Here is a 21563-nt window from a genome sequence, read left to right as displayed (position 1 = left end):
ACTGGGCTTATATTACTAATCTAACTTGTAAAATACAGTCGCTAACGGCGGCAATCGAAGGTGAATCGACTGCTCTAAGCCCTCGCTTGCTACCTCTTCGCTCGTCACCGAGTTTAGTACTTCAAATCCACTACCGTGGTACTTGTTGTCATCGGTGTTAAGCAGCAATTGATAGGTTCCTTCATGTGGTACACCCAATCTGAACTCTTCGTGCGGGACAGGAGTAAAGTTGGTCACGACAAGAATACGCTCTCCACTATCACTCAAGCGCTCATGAGCCAAAATCGACGCTTCAGCGGCATCTTGCAATCGCCACTCGAAGCCACGCGGTTCGCAATCTAGCTCATGCATTGCTTTCTCGCTGCTGTATAGCTTATTGAGATCGCGAGTCAACGCCTGAACCCCTTGATGGCGTTCAAAATCAAGCAGGAACCATTGCAGTTGATCGTCATGGTTCCATTCCGCAGTCTGACCAAATTCTGCGCCCATAAAGTTAAGCTTTTTACCCGGTTGTGCGTACATGTAACCAAGGTACGCACGCAAGTTGGCGGTTTGCTGCCACTCGTCGCCAGGCATCTTATTGTGAATAGAACCTTTGCCGTAAACCACTTCATCGTGTGATAGCGACAGTACATAGTTCTCACTGTGGGCATAAACCAGTGGGAAGGTAATCGTATTGTGATGGTATTGACGGTGAATTGGGTCTTCTTGAATGTAAGACAAAGAGTCGTGCATCCAGCCCATATTCCACTTAAACCCAAAGCCTAAACCGCCCATAAAGGTAGGTGCCGACACTCCCGGGAATGCGGTCGATTCTTCTGCAATTGTCATTGCATTCGGGAAGTATTTGTACACTTCCTCATTCATCCATTTCAGCGTAGCAATCGCATCGTAGTTTTCATTGCCACCATCAACATTTGGAATCCATTGGTCATGGCTACGTGAGTAATCGAGGTACAACATAGACGCCACTGCATCGACTCGAATGCCATCAATGTGGAACTGCTCAAACCAATACAATGCATTAGAAACTAAGAAACGTCTTACATGTTCACGGCCAAGGTCGTAGATGTATGAGTTCCAATCTTGGTGCCAACCGCGACGTGGATCTGGGTCGTGGAATAAAGGCGTACCATCAAAGTTCGCTAAGCCGTGATCATCTGATGGGAAGTGCGCTGGCACCCAATCAAGTACCACACCTAGACCGGCTTGGTGACACTGATCGACGAAGTATTTAAAGTCATCTGGTGTACCAAAACGACTGGTTGGCGCAAATAAACCCACAGGCTGATAACCCCAAGAACCATAGAATGGATGCTCGGAAACAGGCATCAATTCGATGTGGGTGTAGCCCATATCGACAAGATAAGGGATTAACTGCTCAGCCAATTCACGGTAGTTTAGGAAGTCACCATTCGCACCACGACGCCAAGAACCTGCATGCAGCTCATAGAACGAGAGCGCTTCTTTGCGCTTTTCCGTCACCGGACGATTTTGCCATTGCTCATCTTGCCATTGGTAACGGCTATGATCGTAAGTCACTGAAGAAAAAGAAGGATACTGCTCTGCAAATGCGCCCCAAGGATCAGCCTTATGAGGTAAGCCTTCGCCATTTGGTCCTTTTAACTCAAACTTGTATTGAGTACCTTCAGGGAGATTTGGAATAAAGATACCCCAGATACCATAATCGAGGCGCTGCATAGGTGTGCGACGTCCATCCCACTGGTTGAACTCGCCCACCAAACTACACGCAGAAGCATGCGGTGCGTATACCAAAAAACGGATACCCGAAATCTGTTTGCCACCACGCTCAAGCGTCATAAACTGCGCGCCCATATGCTTGTACATTTCTTTAGGCGTATGCAGATCATCATATTCAGCGTAGATGTTGTGATACTGATAAGGATCATCTACCAGTTGCTCGGTGCCATTCCAATCGACGGCAAGCAGGTAGTGTGTTAAGTGTAAATCTTGCTCTTGTTTAAGGATAAAGCCAGAGGCATCTTCCCTTTCAAGTTCTACTCGCTGATCGTCGATCACTAATTCAACTTTATCAGCGCCTGGCATCCATACACGCAAAGCACCGTGCTCTGGATCGATAAAAGGCCCGATAAACGAAAATGGGTCAGCGAATGTCGCGTGTGAAAGCCGGTTATAAATCTTTGTTGCCTTATCTAACGTTGTTGTTTTCAAGTTACTTCTCTCCCTAACCTAACTTTCATAATCCAAATAAGATTAGTTGTCGTATTGACAGGTCAAATGACCCAAAAAGCCCGCTATGCAGCGGGCTTAATTAGCGTTATGACAGTTTACCGAATTCCGGCTCTACATAGAGTGATACAACCTAAAATTTTCTATGTATGAACTGCAATTAGACGACTATTTGCTTACTTTCGCTCGAACTTCGGTGAGCTTGTGAGCAATGCGATTAACCCCTTCATGCGCGAACACTTCGTCGAGATTCATCGACAGTTTACGACGCCAGTTTGGATACTCATCGACCGTGCCAGGAATGTTAACTGGCTTGTCCATTTCAAGCCAATCTTCCAGCTGGACACTGAGCAGTGTCGAAGAACCTGCTGCAACATGAAGTTGAAGTGCTTCCGCTAGGTAAGAGTCCATTGGTACATATTGCGCATCACGGCCCACACCTTCTGGTAGGTAACCATGCCATGCCACTGAGTCAAGGATACCTTGCTTACATTCTAGACGGTCAGCGAACAGACCTTTGAGCTGCTCTGCGTCAGGATAAAGGCCAAGCTCTTCACCCATCTTAAGGTCTTCACAGTGCCAGAAACCACGGAGCGTTGGCATATCGTGAGTACACAGGGCAGACATAGATTGCTCTGCGTAATGAGCAGGTGAAATAAAGCCGCCGTCATCTTCTGAAGTTTCAAAGAAGAAGACCTTGTATGAGTGAACGCCAGCGTCGCGTAGAATCTCGACGATTTCATCAGGCACAGTACCTAAATCTTCGCCAATCACACTACATTGATAGCGATGCGACTCTAACGCCAGAATCGCTAGCATATCTTCCACTGGGTAGTAGATGTAAGCGCCTTTAGTTGCGTTTTCACCTTTAGGAATCCACCATAAACGTAGCAGGCCTAACACATGGTCAATACGCAGTGCGCCACAGTGCTTCATGTTCGCGCGCAGAAGCTTGATGTATGCATCATACCCAGTCGCTTGCAGCACTTGTGGATTCAACGGAGGTAGTCCCCAGTTTTGACCAAGTGGTCCAAGGACATCTGGTGGAGCACCGATGCTTGCATCCATGATTAGGTTGCCATCATCCGCCCAAGTTTCTGAGCCTGAATCCGCCACACCCACAGCCAAGTCGCGGTATAAGCCCACTGACATGCCTTTTTCTTCAGCCAAAGCTTGCGCTTCTTTAATCTGAGTATCGGCAACCCACTGTAGGTACATGTAAAGATGAACTTGATCTTGGTTTTGTTCAATGAAGCTTTGCACCGCACTGTTTTCAAACTTACGGTACTCTTCAGGGAATACAGGCCAGCCCCAAACATTAGAATCTTCAGCGTGCAGTTTAGCGTGAAGCGCATCAAACGCCGCTTGATGAACTAAGCTCTCGCCACCCTCTTCAACAAAGGCTAAGAAAGTTTGCGCTCGCTCTGAATTTTTATCTAAGTGACGTTTCTTAAACTCAGTAAATAGCTGAGGCAAGACACTCATTTTCAGATCAGAGACTTCGGTGTAGTTCACCCAGTGTGATTCGCGTGCTTTTTGCAGACGTTGTTGGAACTCTGCACTGCCCACTTTTTGCTGCGCTTCAATGCTTAGCGCAAACTCAGGTACAGAACTAACGTCAATATACATGATGTTTAGCCAGCGGCGTGACGACGGGCTGTATGGGCTCGCCCCTTCTGGGTTTGCCGGGAACAATGAATGAATTGGGTTTAAGCCAACAAAATCACCACCGCGTGATGCGATATCGGCAACCAGCTGTTTAAGGTCACCAAAATCACCAATACCCCAGTTGTGCTGAGTGCGAAGAGTGTAAAGCTGAACACTTGGCCCCCACATTTTCTTGCCGTTTAAGATGCCATCTTGTTTGAAACACGCTTTTGGCGTCACAATCAATGTCATCTCATAAGGGGCTTTACGACGCTTACGAGTGATAGTCAGCTTGTGATAACCCCAAGCGATATCTCTCGGTAATGCAAACACTAAAGGGCCACCCTCTTTGCGCTCATCGCGTACGATTTGCGATTGAAGATAGCCTTCAAGTACCTCTCCCTGCTCAGTATCTAAGCGCCAGCTAAACTCACTTTCACGAGCACTCGCTCCTAGATTCAGCGCCACTTCGACAGGTTCACCATCGCGGACAACCAGTACTGGGTCTAGCACATCTTTCTTATGCTTTTTCTCTGCTGATTTCAGAAGAGTTTCATCATTTGTCGTGTCATAGCCTAAAGACGCAAGTAAGTGACGAATGGTTTCGTCTTCAACTTTAGCTTCATCTCCCCACGCGCTAACGTAGCTGTCGGCAATTCTCGCCATTTCAGCGACTTGTTTTAATGCGTTATCTTGTTTCATCGCTCTCTCCGAAGGACTGCTAATACCTTCAAAATGTAGGGTTGTTAATCATTATAAAAAGAGTAGAGCCAAGGCACATGGCCTTGGCTTTTTAATCAATTAGCGCTTAACAGCTTCTAATTTCCAAATGTTGTTCACGTAGTCTCTAATTGAACGGTCAGAGGTGAACTTACCAACCAAGGCGGTGTTCAATATGGCTTTCTTCGCCCAACCCGCTTGGTCTTTGTATTGTTTGCCCATATCTTCATGTGCTTGAACATAAGAAGCAAAATCAGCTAAACATAGGTATGGGTCACCACCATCTAGCAAGCTATCGAATGTTGCACGAAGTAGGCCTGGTTGACCTGGGGTGAACTCTTCGCCCGCAAGCAGGTCAAGCGATGCTTTCAGTAGAGGATCTGCGTGGTAGTAGTCGTAAGGGTTGTAACCTTGCGCTTTCACCGCTTGCACGCCTTCAACGTCTAGACCGAAGATGTAGATGTTTTCATCGCCAACTTCTTCACGAATCTCTACGTTCGCACCATCCATAGTACCGATAGTTAGTGCACCGTTTAGCGCCATCTTCATGTTACCCGTACCTGATGCTTCTTTGCCCGCTAGCGAGATTTGCTGAGAAACATCAGCCGCTGGAATGATGATTTCAGCCATGCTTACGCGGTAGTCTGGGATGAATACCACTTTCAGCTTGTTGCCAATGCGCGGATCGTTGTTGATCTTCTCAGCAACCTTGTTCACTGCGAAGATAATCTCTTTCGCTAGGTGGTAGCCTGGCGCTGCTTTCGCTGCGAAGAAACATACGCGTGGCGTACACTCAAAACCAGGTTCATTGATGATGCGGTGGTACAGAGACAAGATGTGTAGCAAGTCTAGATGCTGACGCTTGTACTCGTGCAGACGTTTGATTTGAACATCAAAGATAGCATTTGTATCTAGCTCGATGCCCATGTTCTCTTGAACCCAATCAGCTAGGCGCTGTTTGTTTTGCTTCTTAACTGCCATGAATTCCTGTTGGAACTTAGCGTCAGTTGCAAACTTAGCAATACCTTCTAACTGCTCAAGTTTTGCTGGCCACTCGCTGCCAATCTTGTCAGTGATCAGCTGAGACAGACCTGGGTTACAGAACTTCAACCAACGACGAGGCGTTACACCGTTTGTTACGTTAGTCAGTTTACCTGGGAAGATTTCGTTAAACTCAGGGAATAGGTCTTTCTTCACTAGCTCTGAGTGAAGCGCTGCTACACCGTTGACTTTGTAAGAACCGATAACACAAAGGTTAGCCATGCGAACCATGCGGTTGAAACCTTCTTGGATGATAGACAGCTTCGCTTGCTTCTCACCATCACCAGGCCACATCTTACGTACTTCTTGTAGGAAGCGGTGGTTGATTTCAAAAATGATTTCCATATGACGAGGTAGTAGACGCTGAATCAGCGACTCAGGCCACGCTTCTAGTGCTTCTGGTAGTAGCGTGTGGTTAGTGTAGGCAAAAGTATTTGCACTGATATCCCACGCTTTATCCCAAGATAGGCCTTTCTCGTCGATAAGGATGCGCATTAGCTCTGGGATAGCAATTGTTGGGTGCGTATCGTTAAGCTGAATTGTTTCTTGCTTAGGAAGATCAGCCAGCGCAAAACCTGCTTCTTCATGACGACGTAGAATGTCGCGTACCGATGCCGCCGAGTGGAAGTACTGCTGCATTAGACGCAGAGTTTTGCCTTTCTCGTGGTTATCATTCGGGTAGAGAACTTTAGTGATATTGCCCGCATCGATAAGAGCGTGCTGCGCTTCAAAGTAGTCGCCGTTGTTAAAGCTCGCTAGTGAGAATGGTGCAATTGCCTGACATTCCCAAAGACGTAGTGGGTAAACTGTATCTGACTCGTAACCCACGATTGGTAGATCCCAAGGCATTGCTTTTACGCTCATACCCGGTACCCATTTACGAACTTCTTTACCGTTCTCATGTGTTACTTCGACATGACCATAGAAGCCAATTTCTTGCGCAAGTTTAGGACGCGCGACTTCCCAAGGGTAGCCTTCAACACCGCGCCATGCGTCTGGTGCTTCTTGCTGACGACCTTCTTCGAACGATTGTTTAAACAGACCGTATTCGTAGTGTAGGCCGTAACCTACTGTTGGGTATTCTTGTGCAGCACACGAATCCATAAAACACGCTGCCAAACGACCTAGACCACCGTTACCCAGTGAAGGATCACGCTCTTCTTCAAGTAGGTCCGTTAGGTTTTGACCTAGTTCAGCCATCGCATCAGTGATTTGATCATATAGACCCATGCTGATTAGGTTGTTACCTGTTAGACGACCAATTAGGAATTCTAGAGATAAGTAGTTAACGCTTTTTGCGTTTTTGATTTTTGGATCTTGCTCAGTTTTAAGCAAGTCAAATGTTGTTAGTTCAGCAAGCGCTTTGCCCATAGCTAAGTACCACTCACGCGCTGTCGCAGTCTCTTCAGTCTTAGCGTAAGTTGCTGAAAGGTGCTTCTTCACATCAGCTTGGAAAGTCGCTTTATCAAAATTTTTCTGTTGCGTAGGTTTCATTAGAGAAATCTCACTTATTGGTTCTAATCCATCTGTGCCATATCGTGCATTGACATGAACAGCAAAACATCCTCCCACAACACGGCAATTTGGGAGGAGGACGAAGGGCGTAGAGGGCGTATTACCAAGGGCTCAGTGATCTAACTCTCATTTAAATTCAACATCGTCTGAGCTCTGGTGATAGGGATCACACCATCAACGCATTTAACCTATAACTGATGTATTAAAGATATGTGTAGAGGAACATAGTCAATTGAACAATATGCATACTCGGTCACAATAAGATTTGCTAGACGATGCAAATTACATGCTTTTTGGTGCAAGTGGGCGATCAAATCCCATTATTCACCCCACCAATAAGTGACAAGAATCACAAAAATAGGGCGTAGTTAGCATCAAAATGTGAATTACGCGAAAAACCCGCCGTCGATCAATAACTGTAGCGATTATTCTCAAGTAACATCCTTGCCAATAAGCTTAATTGCACAATATTTGCTCAATTACGTACCAAGCTGATTGGAATTACGTGATTCTCTAAATATAGGGCACGGCATAGGGACAAAAAGATGTGGATTCCTTCGAAATTAACTCGCCCGGCTCGCTTACATAATGCGATTGTCCGACCACGAGTACTAGACCTTCTTCAACAAGCTCCATTTTACAAACTGGTCTTGTTTAGATCTCCTGCTGGCTATGGAAAAACCACGATGGCCGCCCAATGGCTATCAGATAAGTCACACGTAGGCTGGTACAGTATTGATGAGAGCGATAACGATTCATTCCGCTTCATCAACTACCTGCTACAAGCGCTCAATAAAGCGACGGATGGCAGTTGCCCGAATTCACAAAAGCTAGCGGAAAAGCGTCAATTCTCGTCGCTTCACTCATTGTTTGGCGAAGTCTTCACGGAAATGTCGAACTTCCATCAAGAGTGTTACTTGGTGCTAGACGACTACCACCTAATTTCAGAAGATGAAATTCACGAAGCGATGCGCTTCTTCCTAAAACATATGCCAGATAACGTCACTTTGGTTGTAACCAGCCGAGCAGCTCCACCACTTGGCACCGCTAACCTTCGTGTTCGCGATCTGATGATCGAAATTGGCGACGAGTTACTCGCGTTTGATACGGAAGAGACCACCCGATTCTTTAACCAACGAGTCGCGGACGGCATTGACGATGCGACGGCAAGTAATCTACGCAACTATGTCGAAGGCTGGCCGTCAGCATTGCAACTTATCGCTCTGCAAGCCCAGCACCAACATAAAACCTTAGCTCAATCAGCGGAATCCTTCTCTCAGTTTAATCACGCTCATCTATGGGATTACTTGGTTGAAGAGGTGTTTGATCTTCTCGACAAAGAAACGCGTCATTTCTTACTTCAATGTTCGGTACTCGATCATTTCAATGATCAGTTGGTCTGCGAGCTGACAGAGCGTGAAGATGCCCTTAGCATGATTGAGTCACTAAACCGATTCGGCCTGTTTATTCACCCGCTAGAGGGCGAGCAAAACTGGTATCGCTTCCACAACCTGTTTGCAGAATTTCTCGCTCACGAACGTACTGCGCGTATTCCTCAACAAGAGAAACAACTGCATCAGACAGCAGCAAAAGCTTGGTTGAAACTCTCTTCACCTCACCAAGCGTTGCGTCACGCTCAAGAAGCCAATAATAGCCAACTGACAGCGGATATCTTGAGCCAGTATGGTTGGAAGATGTTTAACGGTGGTGAGTTGATCACGCTAGAAAAAGCGATCAATACCCTCACAGCAGAGCAACTTTATAGCGAGCCAAAACTCTGCATGCTGCAAGCATGGTTGGCCCAGAGCCAGCACAGATATAACGATGTCGGTGACTTATTGTCGAAAGCCGATGAGCAGATGCAGCAGCTAAACATTGTATTAAGTGCTAAAGAGCAGGGAGAGTTCAATGCTCTGCGTGCTCAGGTTGCGATTAACCAAGACGAACCAGAGAAAGCGCTCGAACTTGCTGAACTAGCACTGAGTCAAGTAGACAGTACGGTTTATCGCAGTCGCATCGTTGCAACCTCAGTGGTCGGTGAAGTTAACCACGTTCTCGGTCATCTAAGCCGCGCCCTACCTATGATGCAACAAACAGAAAAGCTGGCTCGCCAATATCAGGTCTATCATCAGGCCTTATGGGCAATGCTTCAGCAAAGTGAAATCCTCATTGCTCAAGGCTATGTTCAAGCAGCATATGAGGTACAGGATAATGCCTTCAAACTGATCGAAGAGCACCAATTACAGCAAGTGCCTCTGCATGAATTTTTGCTTCGCGTCCGAGCGCAAATTCTGTGGTGTTGGAACCGCTTAGATGAGGCAGAAGAGTGTGCCTACAAGGGTTTACATGTTCTAGGCGACCACAGTCCAAGTAAGCACTTACATAGCTACTCAATGTTGGCACGTATCGCAATTGGTCGTGGTGAACTCGATAAAGCGGGTAAGTTTATTGAGCAGATTGCTCACTTACTTAAACAGTCCACTTACCATGTTGACTGGACCGCCAACGCATCACTTTCGCTGATTCTGTTCTGGCAAGCTAGAGGCGATCTAGACTCCATTCAACAGTGGCTTGAAACCACAGTACGTCCTGAAACGGCATGCAATCACTTCACTCAACTGCAGTGGCGCAATATCGCTCGCGCGCAAATCGCTCTAGAGCAATATGCAGATGCAGGCAAAACACTTGAATTCTTACAGCAACAAGCGCAAGAAAACGAGTTGTTGACTGATACCAATCGCAACTTGATTGTTGAAGCGGTACTTGCCGTTTCTCAAGATGATGAAGAAACTGCACGTGAACACCTAAAACGCGCGTTGGAGTTAACCAATCAGACTGGTATGTTGGGTAATTTCCTCGTCGATGGCGCCAAGATTGGCCACATCTTAGAGAAACTTAACCAGAAAAGTGAACTCGGCGACTTAGAGCGCCATCGCGCACAGCAATTGCTTAAAGATATTTCGACTACCCAACGCAGCAGCTCCGTTCACTTTGATGAAGAGTTTGTTGAAAAACTAGTCAATCACCCAAATATCCCAGAGCTTGTTCGTACGAGCCCTTTAACCCAACGAGAGTGGCAGGTACTGGGGCTGATCTATTCTGGGTTTAGCAACGAGCAGATAGCTCAAGAACTCGATGTTGCAGGTACAACGATCAAAACGCATATTCGTAACCTATATCAGAAGCTCAATATTGCTAACCGCAAAGAGGCGATTAAAACCGCTGAAAACCTTCTGCAATTGATGGGTTATTAAGTGAGGATTTAAAGCACCTCTTACGTTCAAGAGGTGCTTTCCTATTGTCTACTCTATAGGGCACTTTGTGGAGCAGCTAATGACAATTCCAGAAATTGCATTCAACCACCGTAAGGCAAACAATGCGGAGTTAGAGATCTTTGAACTAGAGAGCCTCTACCAGAGAGAAGGACTACGTCACGATCCAACTGAACCTCACCGTGTTGCATTTTTTGCTTTGATTTTTATTCAAAAAGGCTCTGGTATTCACCATATCGACTTTGAACCCTACCCTTTTAAACCGGGTTCAATTCTGTTCGTCCAACGTGAACAAGTTCAGGCTTTCGATTTTAGTCAACAGCCGAAAGGCAAAATGCTGATTTTCACTCAAGCATTTCTCGACCAAGTCCATATCAATATGCGCTTGCCCAATTACACGCCTACGCATTTAAATCCGCACCACTCTCCTCTGCTCGATCTCGACGCAAATAGTAAAAGCCGAATAGATATATTGGTAGAGCAAATGCAACTAGAGATGAGGCAACCTAACCCTGATCCATTAATCGTTATGTATTTGTTTTCAGCCCTCGCACTCATTTTACATCGGTTAAGACCTGAAGTACCTCAGGATAAGTTGTCTGACGAACAAAGCACAAAGTTTGCGCGTTTTTTCGAACAACTTCAGGCCAACTTCCACAAAACACGTGACGCCAACTGGTACGCGCATCAACTAGGAACAACTTACAAAACTCTCAATCTCACCTGCAAATCAGCAACGAACTTAACGGTAAAGCAATTGATCGACGCATTTGTCATTATCGAAATCAAACGTCGGTTAGTGGTGAACCAAGCAACATCTCAAAACCTTGCCTATGAATTTGGCTTTGAAGATGCAAGCAACTTCGTAAAGTTCTTTAAGAAGCATAGCCAAATGACACCGAGTCAATTTACCAAGTACCACACAACTCCAAAATTGTGACACCATAAGCTCACGGGTTCGATATCTACCATTTTTTATCCTAAATGCACAATGATTTGCTAATTCGATATCCCTAACATGTTTCTCGAGCCAACATTGAGGTATATCAGAATGAATTTGTTAACTACATTAAAAACAACCACGCTTGTTGCAGCAGCAGTGAGTTTAAGTGCTTGCGCAACTCAATCCGAGTTAACCGAGCCAAGCCAGACACAAAAAGCCGTTGCGGTTATCTCCAGTATTGAAACTGGTGACCAATCTGCAATTAGCTATATCAACCCAAACAAATACATCCAACATAACCTAGCTGTAGGTGATGGTTTAGCCGGGTTTGGCGAAGTATTGGCAGCGTTACCGAAAGGCAGTGCGAAGGCAAATGTAGTCCGAGCATTCGAAGATGGCGACTACGCTGTCACCCACACCGAATACAACTTTTTCGGCCCCAAAGTTGGTTTTGATGTGTTCCGCTTCGAAGATGGAAAAATCGTCGAACATTGGGATAACTTACAAAGCATTATGCCAATGAACCCAAGTGGTCGCACTCAGCTAGACGGACCAACACAAATACTCGATATTGAGAAAACGGAACAGAATAAACAGCTCGTCACCGATTTTGTTCAGACCATCTTGATCGATGGCGACATAGCAAAAATCAATCACTTTATCGACAACGAAGATAGCGCCTATATTCAACACAATGCCATGGTAGCTGATGGTTTAAGTGGCTTGGGTAAAGCACTAACTGCGCTCGAAAAAGCTGGTACTCCAATGATTTACAATGTAAACCATAAGATTCTTGGACAAGGAAATTTCGTGCTATCCATCAGCGAGGGTGAGTTCCTAGGAAAACATACCTCATTCTACGACCTGTTTAGAGTGGAGAATGGCAAGATTGTAGAACACTGGGACGTCATAGAAGCTATCGCTCCTCAATCTCAGTGGAAGAACCAAAATGGTAAGTTTGGTTTCTAACAAAAAAGCGCCATTGCGGCGCTTTTTTAATTTCAAATCCCGATTAGAATTTTTTCGGTGCGTAACCTATCATCACCTTAAGCTGCAGCTCTTTACCTAGCTTGGTCATTGGGTGAACCACAACAAGTCCCTTAACCGACTTCTTCAACTTACCCATATCCGCTTGCTCTGCTTTGGTGATTTCGCGAGAAAATGGCATATCCAACAGACTCTTACGCTCTTTGTTCATATCGTAGCTCTGCTTGTGCTTCATTGAGTTAGCTTTCTTCGTCAGCTTGTCGATATCGTTGGTAAATTTAGTGATCATTTCTTGGTCACCACGGCCTTTGGCTGCCTCTAGTTTACGTTTGCAGTTATCTAGACGATTGTGGATGTTTTGTAGTTCTTGCTTAAGGCTCATGGTTACACTCATATAGAAACGGAAAAGGGCGGCGAGTGTAGCACAAGCCCACTCACTGCCCTAATTATAATCTTTCAAATCTACTTGTCGTGCTTTTGGTCGTACTTATTTACTGCAGTTTCAAGTAAATCAAAGTCAGCTTGGGCCAACAGGTTTTGTAGCGCCGAGAACTTTTCTTCTGGCCATTGATAAATCCCCATCTCTAGCAATTTTGCTATCTTCTCAGGCTCAAAACGATACTTGATATGCTTAGCTGGATTACCGCCAACCACAGCATAAGGCTCAACATCTTTAGTCACTACGCTATTCGCAGCAATAACCGCGCCTTCACCAATAGTCACACCCGGCATGATCATCGCTCGCATACCTATCCAGACGCCATCGTGAATGGTAGTGTCACCTTTGCTTTGGTACGAGCGTTCGACATCTTCGAGAAACGGGTACAGACAAAACCAATCGACACGATGGTTATGGTTGCCCCCCATTAAGATAACGGCTTCAGCGGCGATACAAACATAATCGCCGATGTAAAGTTGGTCGATCTCCCATCTTGGCTCCCATTGTCTACTTATCTCATCCCCATGCAAGTAGCGGACAACAGACTCTTCAAACCCATTATCCCAACAATCACTGTAATAGCTGTGGGTACCTTTAACATGGATGTTTTTGTTACTCACCACTTGATGAAGTAACTGAAATTTAGACCAATGTTTTTTAGTCATGACAAATTCCTCTGATTATTAGGATTGCCACGGAACGAATTTTCGTGGCGTTGTTTACACGTTCAAACTAAACAACGCGTTTTGCACCCGAGGTTGCTTTAATAATGGTTGAGTTTTCATATTGAGACTCCTTTGTGCGCAAACTATAGGCCAAAGCTTAGAATTTATGTCAGTATTAAGTGAGTTTATTTATGTAAAAGAACAATAAGGAATGTTTATGCTTTTGCGCTTCGTGCTGCTGCCTTTGCTCGCTTTCTCAACTCACGCTTTTTCCGCTTCAGATAACATCACCATTCGTTATCTTCAGCCGAATAATAACGCGGAAGCTAAATTAAAATCAGAGATTGAGCAAAGTGGCGTCAACCAAACTCTCATTGACCTCTCTGACGATCTCTTTCCTTTCAACAAAACACTCACCATAGAGTATGGCAGCGAAGATGGACCACTGTACGATCCGGAAAAGCATGTTGTGCAGATGCCGTATCACTTTTATCAAGAGGCGTTGGAGTACTTTAAAAACAACAAATATGAAGAAAAGTACGGTAAATCTGCGGAGCTTGGAGCGATAGATACCATACTGCACACCTTGCTTCACGAAGCTGGCCACGCCTATATTGCCGATCAGAACATCCCTATTTTGGGCAAAGAAGAAGATGCAGTAGATAACTTTGCTGCCGTGATGATGATTGAATACGTTGAGAACGGTGAAGATGCCGCCATCAGTGCTGCGGATATGTTTGCTTTTGAGTCAGAAGACAAACCGGATTACTATGAGTTTGGCGAGTACATTGATGAACACAGCTTCGACTTGCAACGCTACTTTTCAACGCTTTGTTTAGTCTACGGCAGCAACCCAGAAAAACATCGGAACCTGCTCGACGAAGTGGAAAACGACTACCTTGCCGATCGTAAAGACTTCTGCGTGTTCCAATACCAGAACATCGCCCAAAATTGGCACAACTACTTAAATGTAGAAGTGGCTGATCAATAAGTTAGAAAACGTCGTAGAAAGCTAAAAAGGAGCCTATATGCCAACACTCACTCTCTTCTACGACGGTCACTGCCCACTTTGCGTTAAAGAAATGAACAAACTCAAAGGGTACGACACACATTCTCAACTGCTTCTCGTCGATACACAGTCACCTATGTTCGACAACTATCCTGATATTGATGCACAGAAAGCCGCAAAAATATTGCACGCGGTTGACGAGCAAGACACGCTACTTTTAGGGCTCGACGCGATTCACTGCGCATGGAAGCTAGTTGGAAAAGGCTGGCTTTACGCTCCACTCAGATGGCCGTTGATTAGACCCATTGCAGACTGGGCTTACATCAAATTCGCCGACAATCGATACCAGATCTCTAAGTTATTGACCGGAAAGGCTAAGTGCGACAACGGTCAATGTTTTCGCTAGATTCTACTAACGTCTAACTCATAAGACCTATAAACCCTTCAAGAATCACAGCCATTTGCCGATAAATTGGCTAATCTTATATTTATAAACTTTTGGTCTATAAGCATGATTCCAATAACCAAGCTCTCGTCTTAGAAGATTAAGCGCAACGTTTTGTCTCTGAGTTGGGAAGCCATTATTACTAAAACAGGATGTTTGTATGAGTCTTACTATTCGTAGCCGCCTCTACATTTTGGCACTGGTCCCGCTGCTAGTCATTGCATTAGGTATGCTGAGTTTTACCTATATGAAAACCACACAGCTCAATGAGCAGCAGATAGAAGTTACCCGCACTAACATGATGAACATGAAAAAAGCGGAACTTCGAAACTACCTACAAATGGCAAAATCTGCCGTTCAACCTTTCCTCGACCGAGGAGCAAGCTTAGAAGAAGCTTACCCTACTTTAAAAACACTTGAGTACGGCAAAACAGGTTATGTTTTTGGCTACGATTCTAAAGGTATCCGTCGTGTCCAAGGTAGCAGCGAAAAGGGGATCGGAGACAGCTACTGGAATCTGCAAGATAAGCAAGGCAATTATCTGATTCAAGATCTCATTCGCAACGCTAAGACGGGCGAGTTTACCACCTATTATTTTCCTAAACCGGGAGAAACCGTCGCCTTACCTAAGCTCAGTTACTCAATCTTTATTCCTGAATGGGATCTGATGATAGGGACAGGTTTCTATACCGATGATATCGATGCGATTATCGCTGAAATGGAAAATGCGACCACCAGCGCGCTACAAACCACACTGTCAGCCATTATTGTGTTCTGTTTGGTCATTGCCGGTATCGTTGCTGTCTTCGCTGTTGCAGTGAACCGTACAATTATGAAGCCTCTGGAAATGTTCGACGAATCAATTAGCTCGTTCGCCAGTGGTGACGCAGATTTAACCGCGCGTATGGATGACTTCAAAGCGCCTGAATTCTCCCAGCTAAGTAAGAACTTCAATGCCTTCGTTGCAAGCCTACAAACCATTATCAGTAGCGTGAGTAATGTGGGACAACAAGTGGTTTCCGAGACCAACAACATGTCGTTACGCGCTGCAAAAGTTGATGAACTAGCAACAGGGCAACGTGAAGAGACAGAGCAAGTCGCTACCGCGATGACAGAGATGACAACCACCGCTGGTGAAATTTCAAATAACGCTAGCCAAGCTGCCGATTCTGCCAAAGAAGCTGATGATAACGCCAAAGAAGCACAAGGCATCGTTAACTCAGCAGCTCAGTCCGTTGAAGCGCTGGCAGAAGAAGTCTCGCAGGCAAGTGGAGTAATTTCTCGCTTAGAGGGTGACGTGCAAAACATTTCGTCTTCTCTTGAGGTGATTCAAGATATTGCCGAACAGACTAACCTGTTAGCACTGAACGCAGCGATTGAGGCAGCTCGTGCAGGCGAACAAGGTCGCGGCTTTGCCGTGGTTGCTGATGAAGTACGTAAACTAGCAAGTCGCACGCAAGACAGTACTGGTGAAATCCATAAAATGATTGAGCAGTTAAAAGCCGCCTCTGATGATGCAGTAAAAGCCATGGAATCAAGCCAAAGACGTGGCGCTAGCACAGTGGAAGAAGCCAATGCCGCTGCTCAGGCGCTGATTCAAATCCAAGAATCTATCGGCACTATCATGGATATGAACTCGCTAATTGCAACCGCGACAGAGGAACAAAGCTTAGTCGGCCAAGAAATTTCACAACGCATTGTGGTGATCTCTGATCAAAGTTCTCAATCGGCTGAACTGGCCAATGAAAACCGCTCGGGCAGCCAAGAGCTCAACCATAGAGCAAACGAACTATACGAGTTGGTTGACCGCTTTACTGTTTAAAACAGATCGTAAAAAAACGCCCTAATCCATACGGTTAGGGCGTTTTTTTTATATCTTAATTAGGCGCTTTTAATTACCACCAAAACAGAGGTATTTCACATCCATATACTCATCAATCCCTTGCTTGGCACCTTCTCGACCAATCCCTGATTGCTTAACGCCACCAAACGGAGCCGCTTCTGTCGAAATAATCCCTTCATTGATACCCACCATCCCATATTGCAACGCTTCGGCTATTTTCCAGACTCGGTGAATATTCTGACTATAGAAGTAGGCAGCCAATCCATAGATAGTATCGTTAGCCATCTCTATCAATTGTTCGTCACTGTCAAAAGAAATCACCGGGGCAACAGGTCCAAAGATTTCTTGATGCACGATATCCATACTATGCGAGATACCTTTTAACACCAGTGGCTGAATAAACAAACCATCTAACGACTGCAATGGAGTCACAGGGATAGCACCTTGTTCAATCGCCCCATCTATCAAGGTTTGGATGTTCTGTTTTGCTGCTTCACTGATGACTGGGCCAATAGTGACTCCAGACTCCAAACCATTGCCTACCGTTAGTTTTTGTACCTCTGCATCAAACTTAGCAACAAACTCCTCATACACATTGTTATGTACATAGAAGCGGTTCGCACACACACAAGTTTGACCTGCATTGCGAAACTTAGATGCCATTGCCCCTGCGACTGCAGCGTCAATATCGGCATCTTCAAAGACAATAAATGGCGCATTACCTCCTAGCTCCATTGAAGTGCGCTTAACATCATGAGCACTCTGCTGCATCAAAATACTACCGACCTGAGTTGAACCAGTAAAAGAGAGCTTACGAATCAAAGGGTGAGAGGTAAAGATCGCTCCCACTGCTTTAGGGTCAGAACCAAGCACAACTTGCAACACATCGCGTGGAATTCCCGCTTGATATGCTAACTCTACCACCGCAAACGCACATAAAGGTGTTAGCTCTGAAGGCTTAACAATAAAACTGCAACCTGCCGCTAAAGCAGGGGCAGCTTTACGTGTGATCATTGCGATTGGAAAGTTCCAAGGTGTAATTGCGCAAGCTACACCTACTGGCTGCTTGATGGTCACTAGGCGCTTGTCTTGACTAGGCGCAGGAATCGTCTCACCGTAAGTACGTTTCGCTTCTTCTGCAAACCATTCGACGAAGCTCGCACCATATAGCACTTCACCTTGGGCCTCAGTAATAGGCTTACCTTGCTCCAAAGTCATTAATCTTGCTAAATCATCTTTGTTATCTAACAGCAATCGGAACCACTGTTGCAGCAAATTCGAGCGAGCCTTAGCAGGTAGCATCGCCCACTCTTTTTGAGCGCTATGTGCTCTCTCTATACCGGCAACTATATCTTGCTCAGTGGATATAGGTGCAAAGCCTAAACTTTCACCCGTAGCAGGGTTTGTGACCTCAAGACCTTGGTCATTATTTGCTGCCATGAAAGAGACAAGGCTCTGATTAGTGAGTAACTGCATGGTAATTCCTTATGGATAAGCGCGTAGTCCTTACTATCTATCATACTGCACTTGGCTTTTACGTCAGCTAAACGTAAATAGCATTTACTGTTTTTGATAATATAAATTGCGTAAAAAGCCCTATCAGATATTGATAGGGCAGATCTTTTACTCGTGCACTGTTTTTATTATGGAAGGTCTCTGTGCATTCAACGCTGTATTTATTAAATACTGGCTCCCGGTAAGTTGGGATAATCGGTATAGCCAACTTCATTTCCACCAAATAGGGTTGAACCATCGAGCTCTGCTAACGGATGCCTGTGTTTTAGACGTTCAACCAAGTCTGGATTAGAGACAAACGGATGCCCAAATGCGACCAGATCGGCATAACCTTTCTCAAGCACTTCATTCGCGCGTTCTAGGGTATAACTTCCCGCGACGATAATGGTATTGGTGAAATACTCGCGTAGCTCAATACGGAAACTTTCTGGTATCACAGGGGCATCATCCCAATCCGCTTCCGACAAATGTAAGTAGGCAATGTTTCTTTGTTGAAGCTGTTTCGACGCCTGCAAAATTGTTGGCACAATATCTGGGCAGTTCATATCTTTAAAAGTGATAAAGGGAGCAAGCCTCACGCCAACACGACTTGCACCGATTGCAGCACTGACTGCATCGACAACATCGAGTAAAAAGCGCAGGCGATTTTCTCTGCTGCCTCCATAGTTGTCTGTACGATGATTGGAGTTGGTTCGCAAGAACTGGTCGATAAGATAGCCATTGCCGCCATGAATTTCGACACCATTAAAGCCTGCTTCAACTGCCCGCTTCGCCGCATTGGCAAAATCTTGAACCACGCGATCAATGTCCTTTTGCGTCATAGCTCTTGGCTCAACGCAGTCCACCATATTGCCGTTACCCTGCTCGTCGGCAATCCAGACTTGCGTTTCCACTGGCTTTAATGCCGAAGGGGCTATTGGCAACTCGCCGTTTTGAAACACAGGATGTGAGACTCGACCAACATGCCAAAGCTGACAAAACATTGCAGCGCCTTGCTGCTTAACGTCTTGAGTGATTTGCTTCCAACCAGCAACTTGCTCATCGGTATAAACCCCTGGGGTAAATGAGTAACCTTGCGAGTCATCTGAGATTTGAGTCGCTTCGGAGATTATCAGTCCAGCACTGGCGCGCTGTTTATAGTAAGCCGCCATCATCTGATTAGGAATATTCCCCGGCTGACTGGTTCGCGCCCGAGTCATTGGTGCCATTACAACACGATTTTTCAGATTAACGGATTGAAGCTGAATTGGTTGAAAGAGTTTACTCATGATGAGTTCCTTATCATTGGGACAGCCAGACAACTGTTCTGGCTGCGATTACTGAGGGGATTGGTCAGATTAATTAGTGACACTAACGGATTGCGGATTCTCTCCGCGGTTGGCTTTGGCAATAAACAGCAAACCGATGAGTGGAACAATGATGGCGGCATAAGGAATCATGCTTGCTCCCAATTGACTATCTAGAACCATCCCTCCTAAGAATCCGCCAAATGCATTAGCTAGGTTGAAAGCAGAGATATTGGCTGTTGCGGCCAGCTCTTGGCCCTCACCACCGTGATTCATCACTCGAAGCTGCATTGCAGGTACATTGGCGAACGAAGCGATACCAAACACAAAGGCTGTGGCAACAAACATTACTTTGCTTTCGACAGCCACCCCCACAAGCAGCAAAGATACAATCATGGCTAGGGCCCAAAACATTGAGGCCTTTTGTAAGTTTTTGTCTGACGAACGACCGCCCATGGTGTTACCGACAATCAAACCCACACCGACAATGACCAGAATCCAAGTCACTGCGCTTTCACCAAAGCCTGTTATGTGCATTGCAATAGGAGCTAGGTAACCATACAGAGTCATAAAGCCAGACCAAGCAAATACTGTGATTGCTAAGCTAATAATAAGCATGGGATTTTTGAATGCAGCTAACTGCGCCTTCACATCCTTCGCTTCACCGTGACCTGTCGACTTAATGACAGAAGTGATGAAGAACAGTGCGACGAATCCAAATGCAGCCACGGTCAGGAATGTGGTGTGCCAGCCGAACTGTAAGCCAATCCAAGTCCCTCCAGGAACACCTAGCACGTTTGCCAAAGTTAAGCCTGCAAACATCTGTCCAACAGCGCGCCCTGCCATTTTCTCTGAAACCAGATTCGTCGCAACAACTGCACCGATACCATAGAAAGGACCTTGAACCAGACCAGTAATAACCCGACTTATCATCAGAGTTAGATAATTCGGCGCAAAAGCTGACAACACGTTACCCGCTATAAACAGAACCATAAGCCCTGCGAGTACCATTTTCTTGTTGAATCTGGCGAGATAAATGGTTAGCAATGGCCCACCAAATACAATCGCGAGCGCGTATGCACTAATCAGGTAACCAGCTTGTCCCTCAGAAATGGATAACGAATGTGCGACCTGAGGCAGTATGCCAGCAATAACAAACTCGGCAGTGCCGATAGCAAAAGCTGCAAGTGTTAAGATCCATACCTGCAGCGGCATTTTTTCTTTATTCATTGGAATATCTCTATTGAAATCGAATGGGGAACTTAGGTACCAACGACTCTTAGTGGCTGATACCAAGCACTCGCGGAATGAATCAACCCAGCAACGCGCCGCCATCGACGTCAAGCACGGCACCTGTCATGTAGGTGTTTTGAATCGCAAACTGGTAAACCGCCGCTACATCGCTCGCTTCTCCGACCTTGCCAACAGGCAGGCTTTGTTGCGTTCTTTCGTACATAGCATTTCTATCTGCTTCAGCCATGCCTTGATATGCCTCGGTTTTCGTTAATCCTGGGCTGACAACATTGACCCGAATCGGAGCCAGTTCTTTCGCTAATACTTTTGCCGTCGCTTCCATTGCTGCATTGATCGCGGTTTTTACATAGGTATTGGCGACGACTTTGCGCGACAACATGCCGGAAGTAAGGGTGATAGAGCCGCCTTTCTTAACAAAACGAGCACCGTGTTTTGCCGCATTTATTGCTCCCCAGAATTTAGTATCAAAAGCGCACTTGGCTTGGGAAACCTCAACGTCTACTACCTTGCCAGCCGGAGCATAAGATCCCGCAGTGACGATAAGATGGTCAAAAGCGCCTATCGTTTCGAAGTAGTGGTAAACCGCCTGCTCATCGCTAATATCGAGTCCTGTCTTACGACTGGCTACATGTACGATGCTGTTATCACTGGCTAATTGTTTAGCGAGCTCCGCACCAATACCTGATGTTCCACCGAGGACAACGTATACCGTTTTGTCTGCTTTCATGACTTATTGCTCCAATCTTGTTTCGATGAGGCCAGTATATTGAT

At 45.7% G+C, this 21563-nt stretch carries 15 protein-coding genes; 6 read left to right on the top strand and 9 right to left on the bottom strand.

Translation table 11 applies throughout. The features are described 5' to 3' along the window. Nucleotides 1-15 precede the first annotated feature (15 nt). The 3 genes from glgB to AC6R16_RS15835 form a co-directional block, all read right to left on the bottom strand. Nucleotides 16-2193 (bottom strand): 1,4-alpha-glucan branching protein GlgB, encoded by a 2178-nt coding sequence (gene glgB / locus AC6R16_RS15845; RefSeq protein ID WP_500674995.1) that lies wholly within the window; start codon nt 2191-2193, stop codon nt 16-18. A 186-nt stretch (nt 2194-2379) separates the two neighbouring features. Next, nucleotides 2380-4560, bottom strand: a complete 2181-nt coding sequence (gene malQ, locus AC6R16_RS15840; protein ID WP_500639999.1) for a 4-alpha-glucanotransferase — start codon at nt 4558-4560, stop codon at nt 2380-2382. A 99-nt stretch (nt 4561-4659) separates the two neighbouring features. After that, complete coding sequence (locus AC6R16_RS15835; RefSeq protein WP_500674994.1) at nt 4660-7113, bottom strand: glycogen/starch/alpha-glucan phosphorylase; 2454 nt, start codon at nt 7111-7113, stop codon at nt 4660-4662. 566 nt (nt 7114-7679) lie between these two features. On the opposite strand from AC6R16_RS15835, the gene malT reads away from it, so the two are divergent. From malT to AC6R16_RS15820, 3 genes are all read left to right on the top strand, one after another. Beyond that, nucleotides 7680-10388, top strand: a complete 2709-nt coding sequence (malT, locus tag AC6R16_RS15830) for an HTH-type transcriptional regulator MalT (RefSeq protein ID WP_500674993.1) — start codon at nt 7680-7682, stop codon at nt 10386-10388. 79 nt (nt 10389-10467) lie between these two features. Further along, entirely contained in the window at nt 10468-11346 is an 879-nt protein-coding gene (locus AC6R16_RS15825) for an AraC family transcriptional regulator (RefSeq protein WP_500674992.1), read from the top strand. 111 nt (nt 11347-11457) lie between these two features. Next, nucleotides 11458-12318, top strand: a complete 861-nt coding sequence (locus AC6R16_RS15820) for a nuclear transport factor 2 family protein (protein WP_500674991.1) — start codon at nt 11458-11460, stop codon at nt 12316-12318. A gap of 43 nt (nt 12319-12361) precedes the next feature. On the opposite strand, the gene AC6R16_RS15815 is transcribed toward AC6R16_RS15820, so the two are convergent. Together AC6R16_RS15815 and AC6R16_RS15810 are read right to left on the bottom strand one after the other, a co-directional pair. Then, a complete protein-coding gene (locus AC6R16_RS15815; RefSeq protein WP_500674990.1) occupies nt 12362-12718 on the bottom strand; it encodes a YibL family ribosome-associated protein in 357 nt (118 codons plus the stop codon). Nucleotides 12719-12798: 80 nt separating this feature from the next. Continuing rightward, nucleotides 12799-13440, bottom strand: a complete 642-nt coding sequence (locus AC6R16_RS15810; RefSeq protein WP_500674989.1) for a CatB-related O-acetyltransferase — start codon at nt 13438-13440, stop codon at nt 12799-12801. Nucleotides 13441-13657: 217 nt separating this feature from the next. Between AC6R16_RS15810 and AC6R16_RS15805 the strand changes: the two genes are divergently transcribed. The 3 genes from AC6R16_RS15805 (at nt 13658) to AC6R16_RS15795 (ending at nt 16716) form a co-directional block, all read left to right on the top strand. Next, complete coding sequence (locus AC6R16_RS15805) at nt 13658-14431, top strand: DUF4344 domain-containing metallopeptidase (protein WP_500674988.1); 774 nt, start codon at nt 13658-13660, stop codon at nt 14429-14431. Nucleotides 14432-14468: 37 nt separating this feature from the next. Next, nucleotides 14469-14855, top strand: a complete 387-nt coding sequence (locus AC6R16_RS15800) for a thiol-disulfide oxidoreductase DCC family protein (RefSeq protein WP_500674987.1) — start codon at nt 14469-14471, stop codon at nt 14853-14855. Nucleotides 14856-15054: 199 nt separating this feature from the next. After that, nucleotides 15055-16716, top strand: coding sequence for a methyl-accepting chemotaxis protein (locus AC6R16_RS15795; protein ID WP_500674986.1), 1662 nt, complete (start codon nt 15055-15057; stop codon nt 16714-16716). A gap of 69 nt (nt 16717-16785) precedes the next feature. Here AC6R16_RS15795 and AC6R16_RS15790 read toward each other — a convergent pair whose 3' ends face one another. The 4 genes from AC6R16_RS15790 to AC6R16_RS15775 all read right to left on the bottom strand — a co-directional run bounded on the left by AC6R16_RS15790 (nt 16786) and on the right by AC6R16_RS15775 (nt 21519). Then, entirely contained in the window at nt 16786-18213 is a 1428-nt protein-coding gene (locus AC6R16_RS15790; protein ID WP_500674985.1) for an NAD-dependent succinate-semialdehyde dehydrogenase, read from the bottom strand. Nucleotides 18214-18416: 203 nt separating this feature from the next. Next, entirely contained in the window at nt 18417-19520 is a 1104-nt protein-coding gene (locus tag AC6R16_RS15785; RefSeq protein WP_500674984.1) for an alkene reductase, read from the bottom strand. A gap of 69 nt (nt 19521-19589) precedes the next feature. After that, a complete protein-coding gene (locus AC6R16_RS15780; protein ID WP_500674983.1) occupies nt 19590-20768 on the bottom strand; it encodes an MFS transporter in 1179 nt (392 codons plus the stop codon). An 82-nt stretch (nt 20769-20850) separates the two neighbouring features. Then, the gene (locus AC6R16_RS15775) at nt 20851-21519 is read right to left on the bottom strand and encodes an SDR family oxidoreductase (RefSeq protein ID WP_500674982.1); all 669 of its coding nucleotides are present in this window, start codon (nt 21517-21519) and stop codon (nt 20851-20853) included. Nucleotides 21520-21563 lie beyond the last annotated feature (44 nt).

Source organism: Vibrio sp. R10-SG3-ISO10 (genome assembly GCF_059834185.1).
This window is presented reverse-complemented; position numbering and strand designations above follow the sequence as displayed.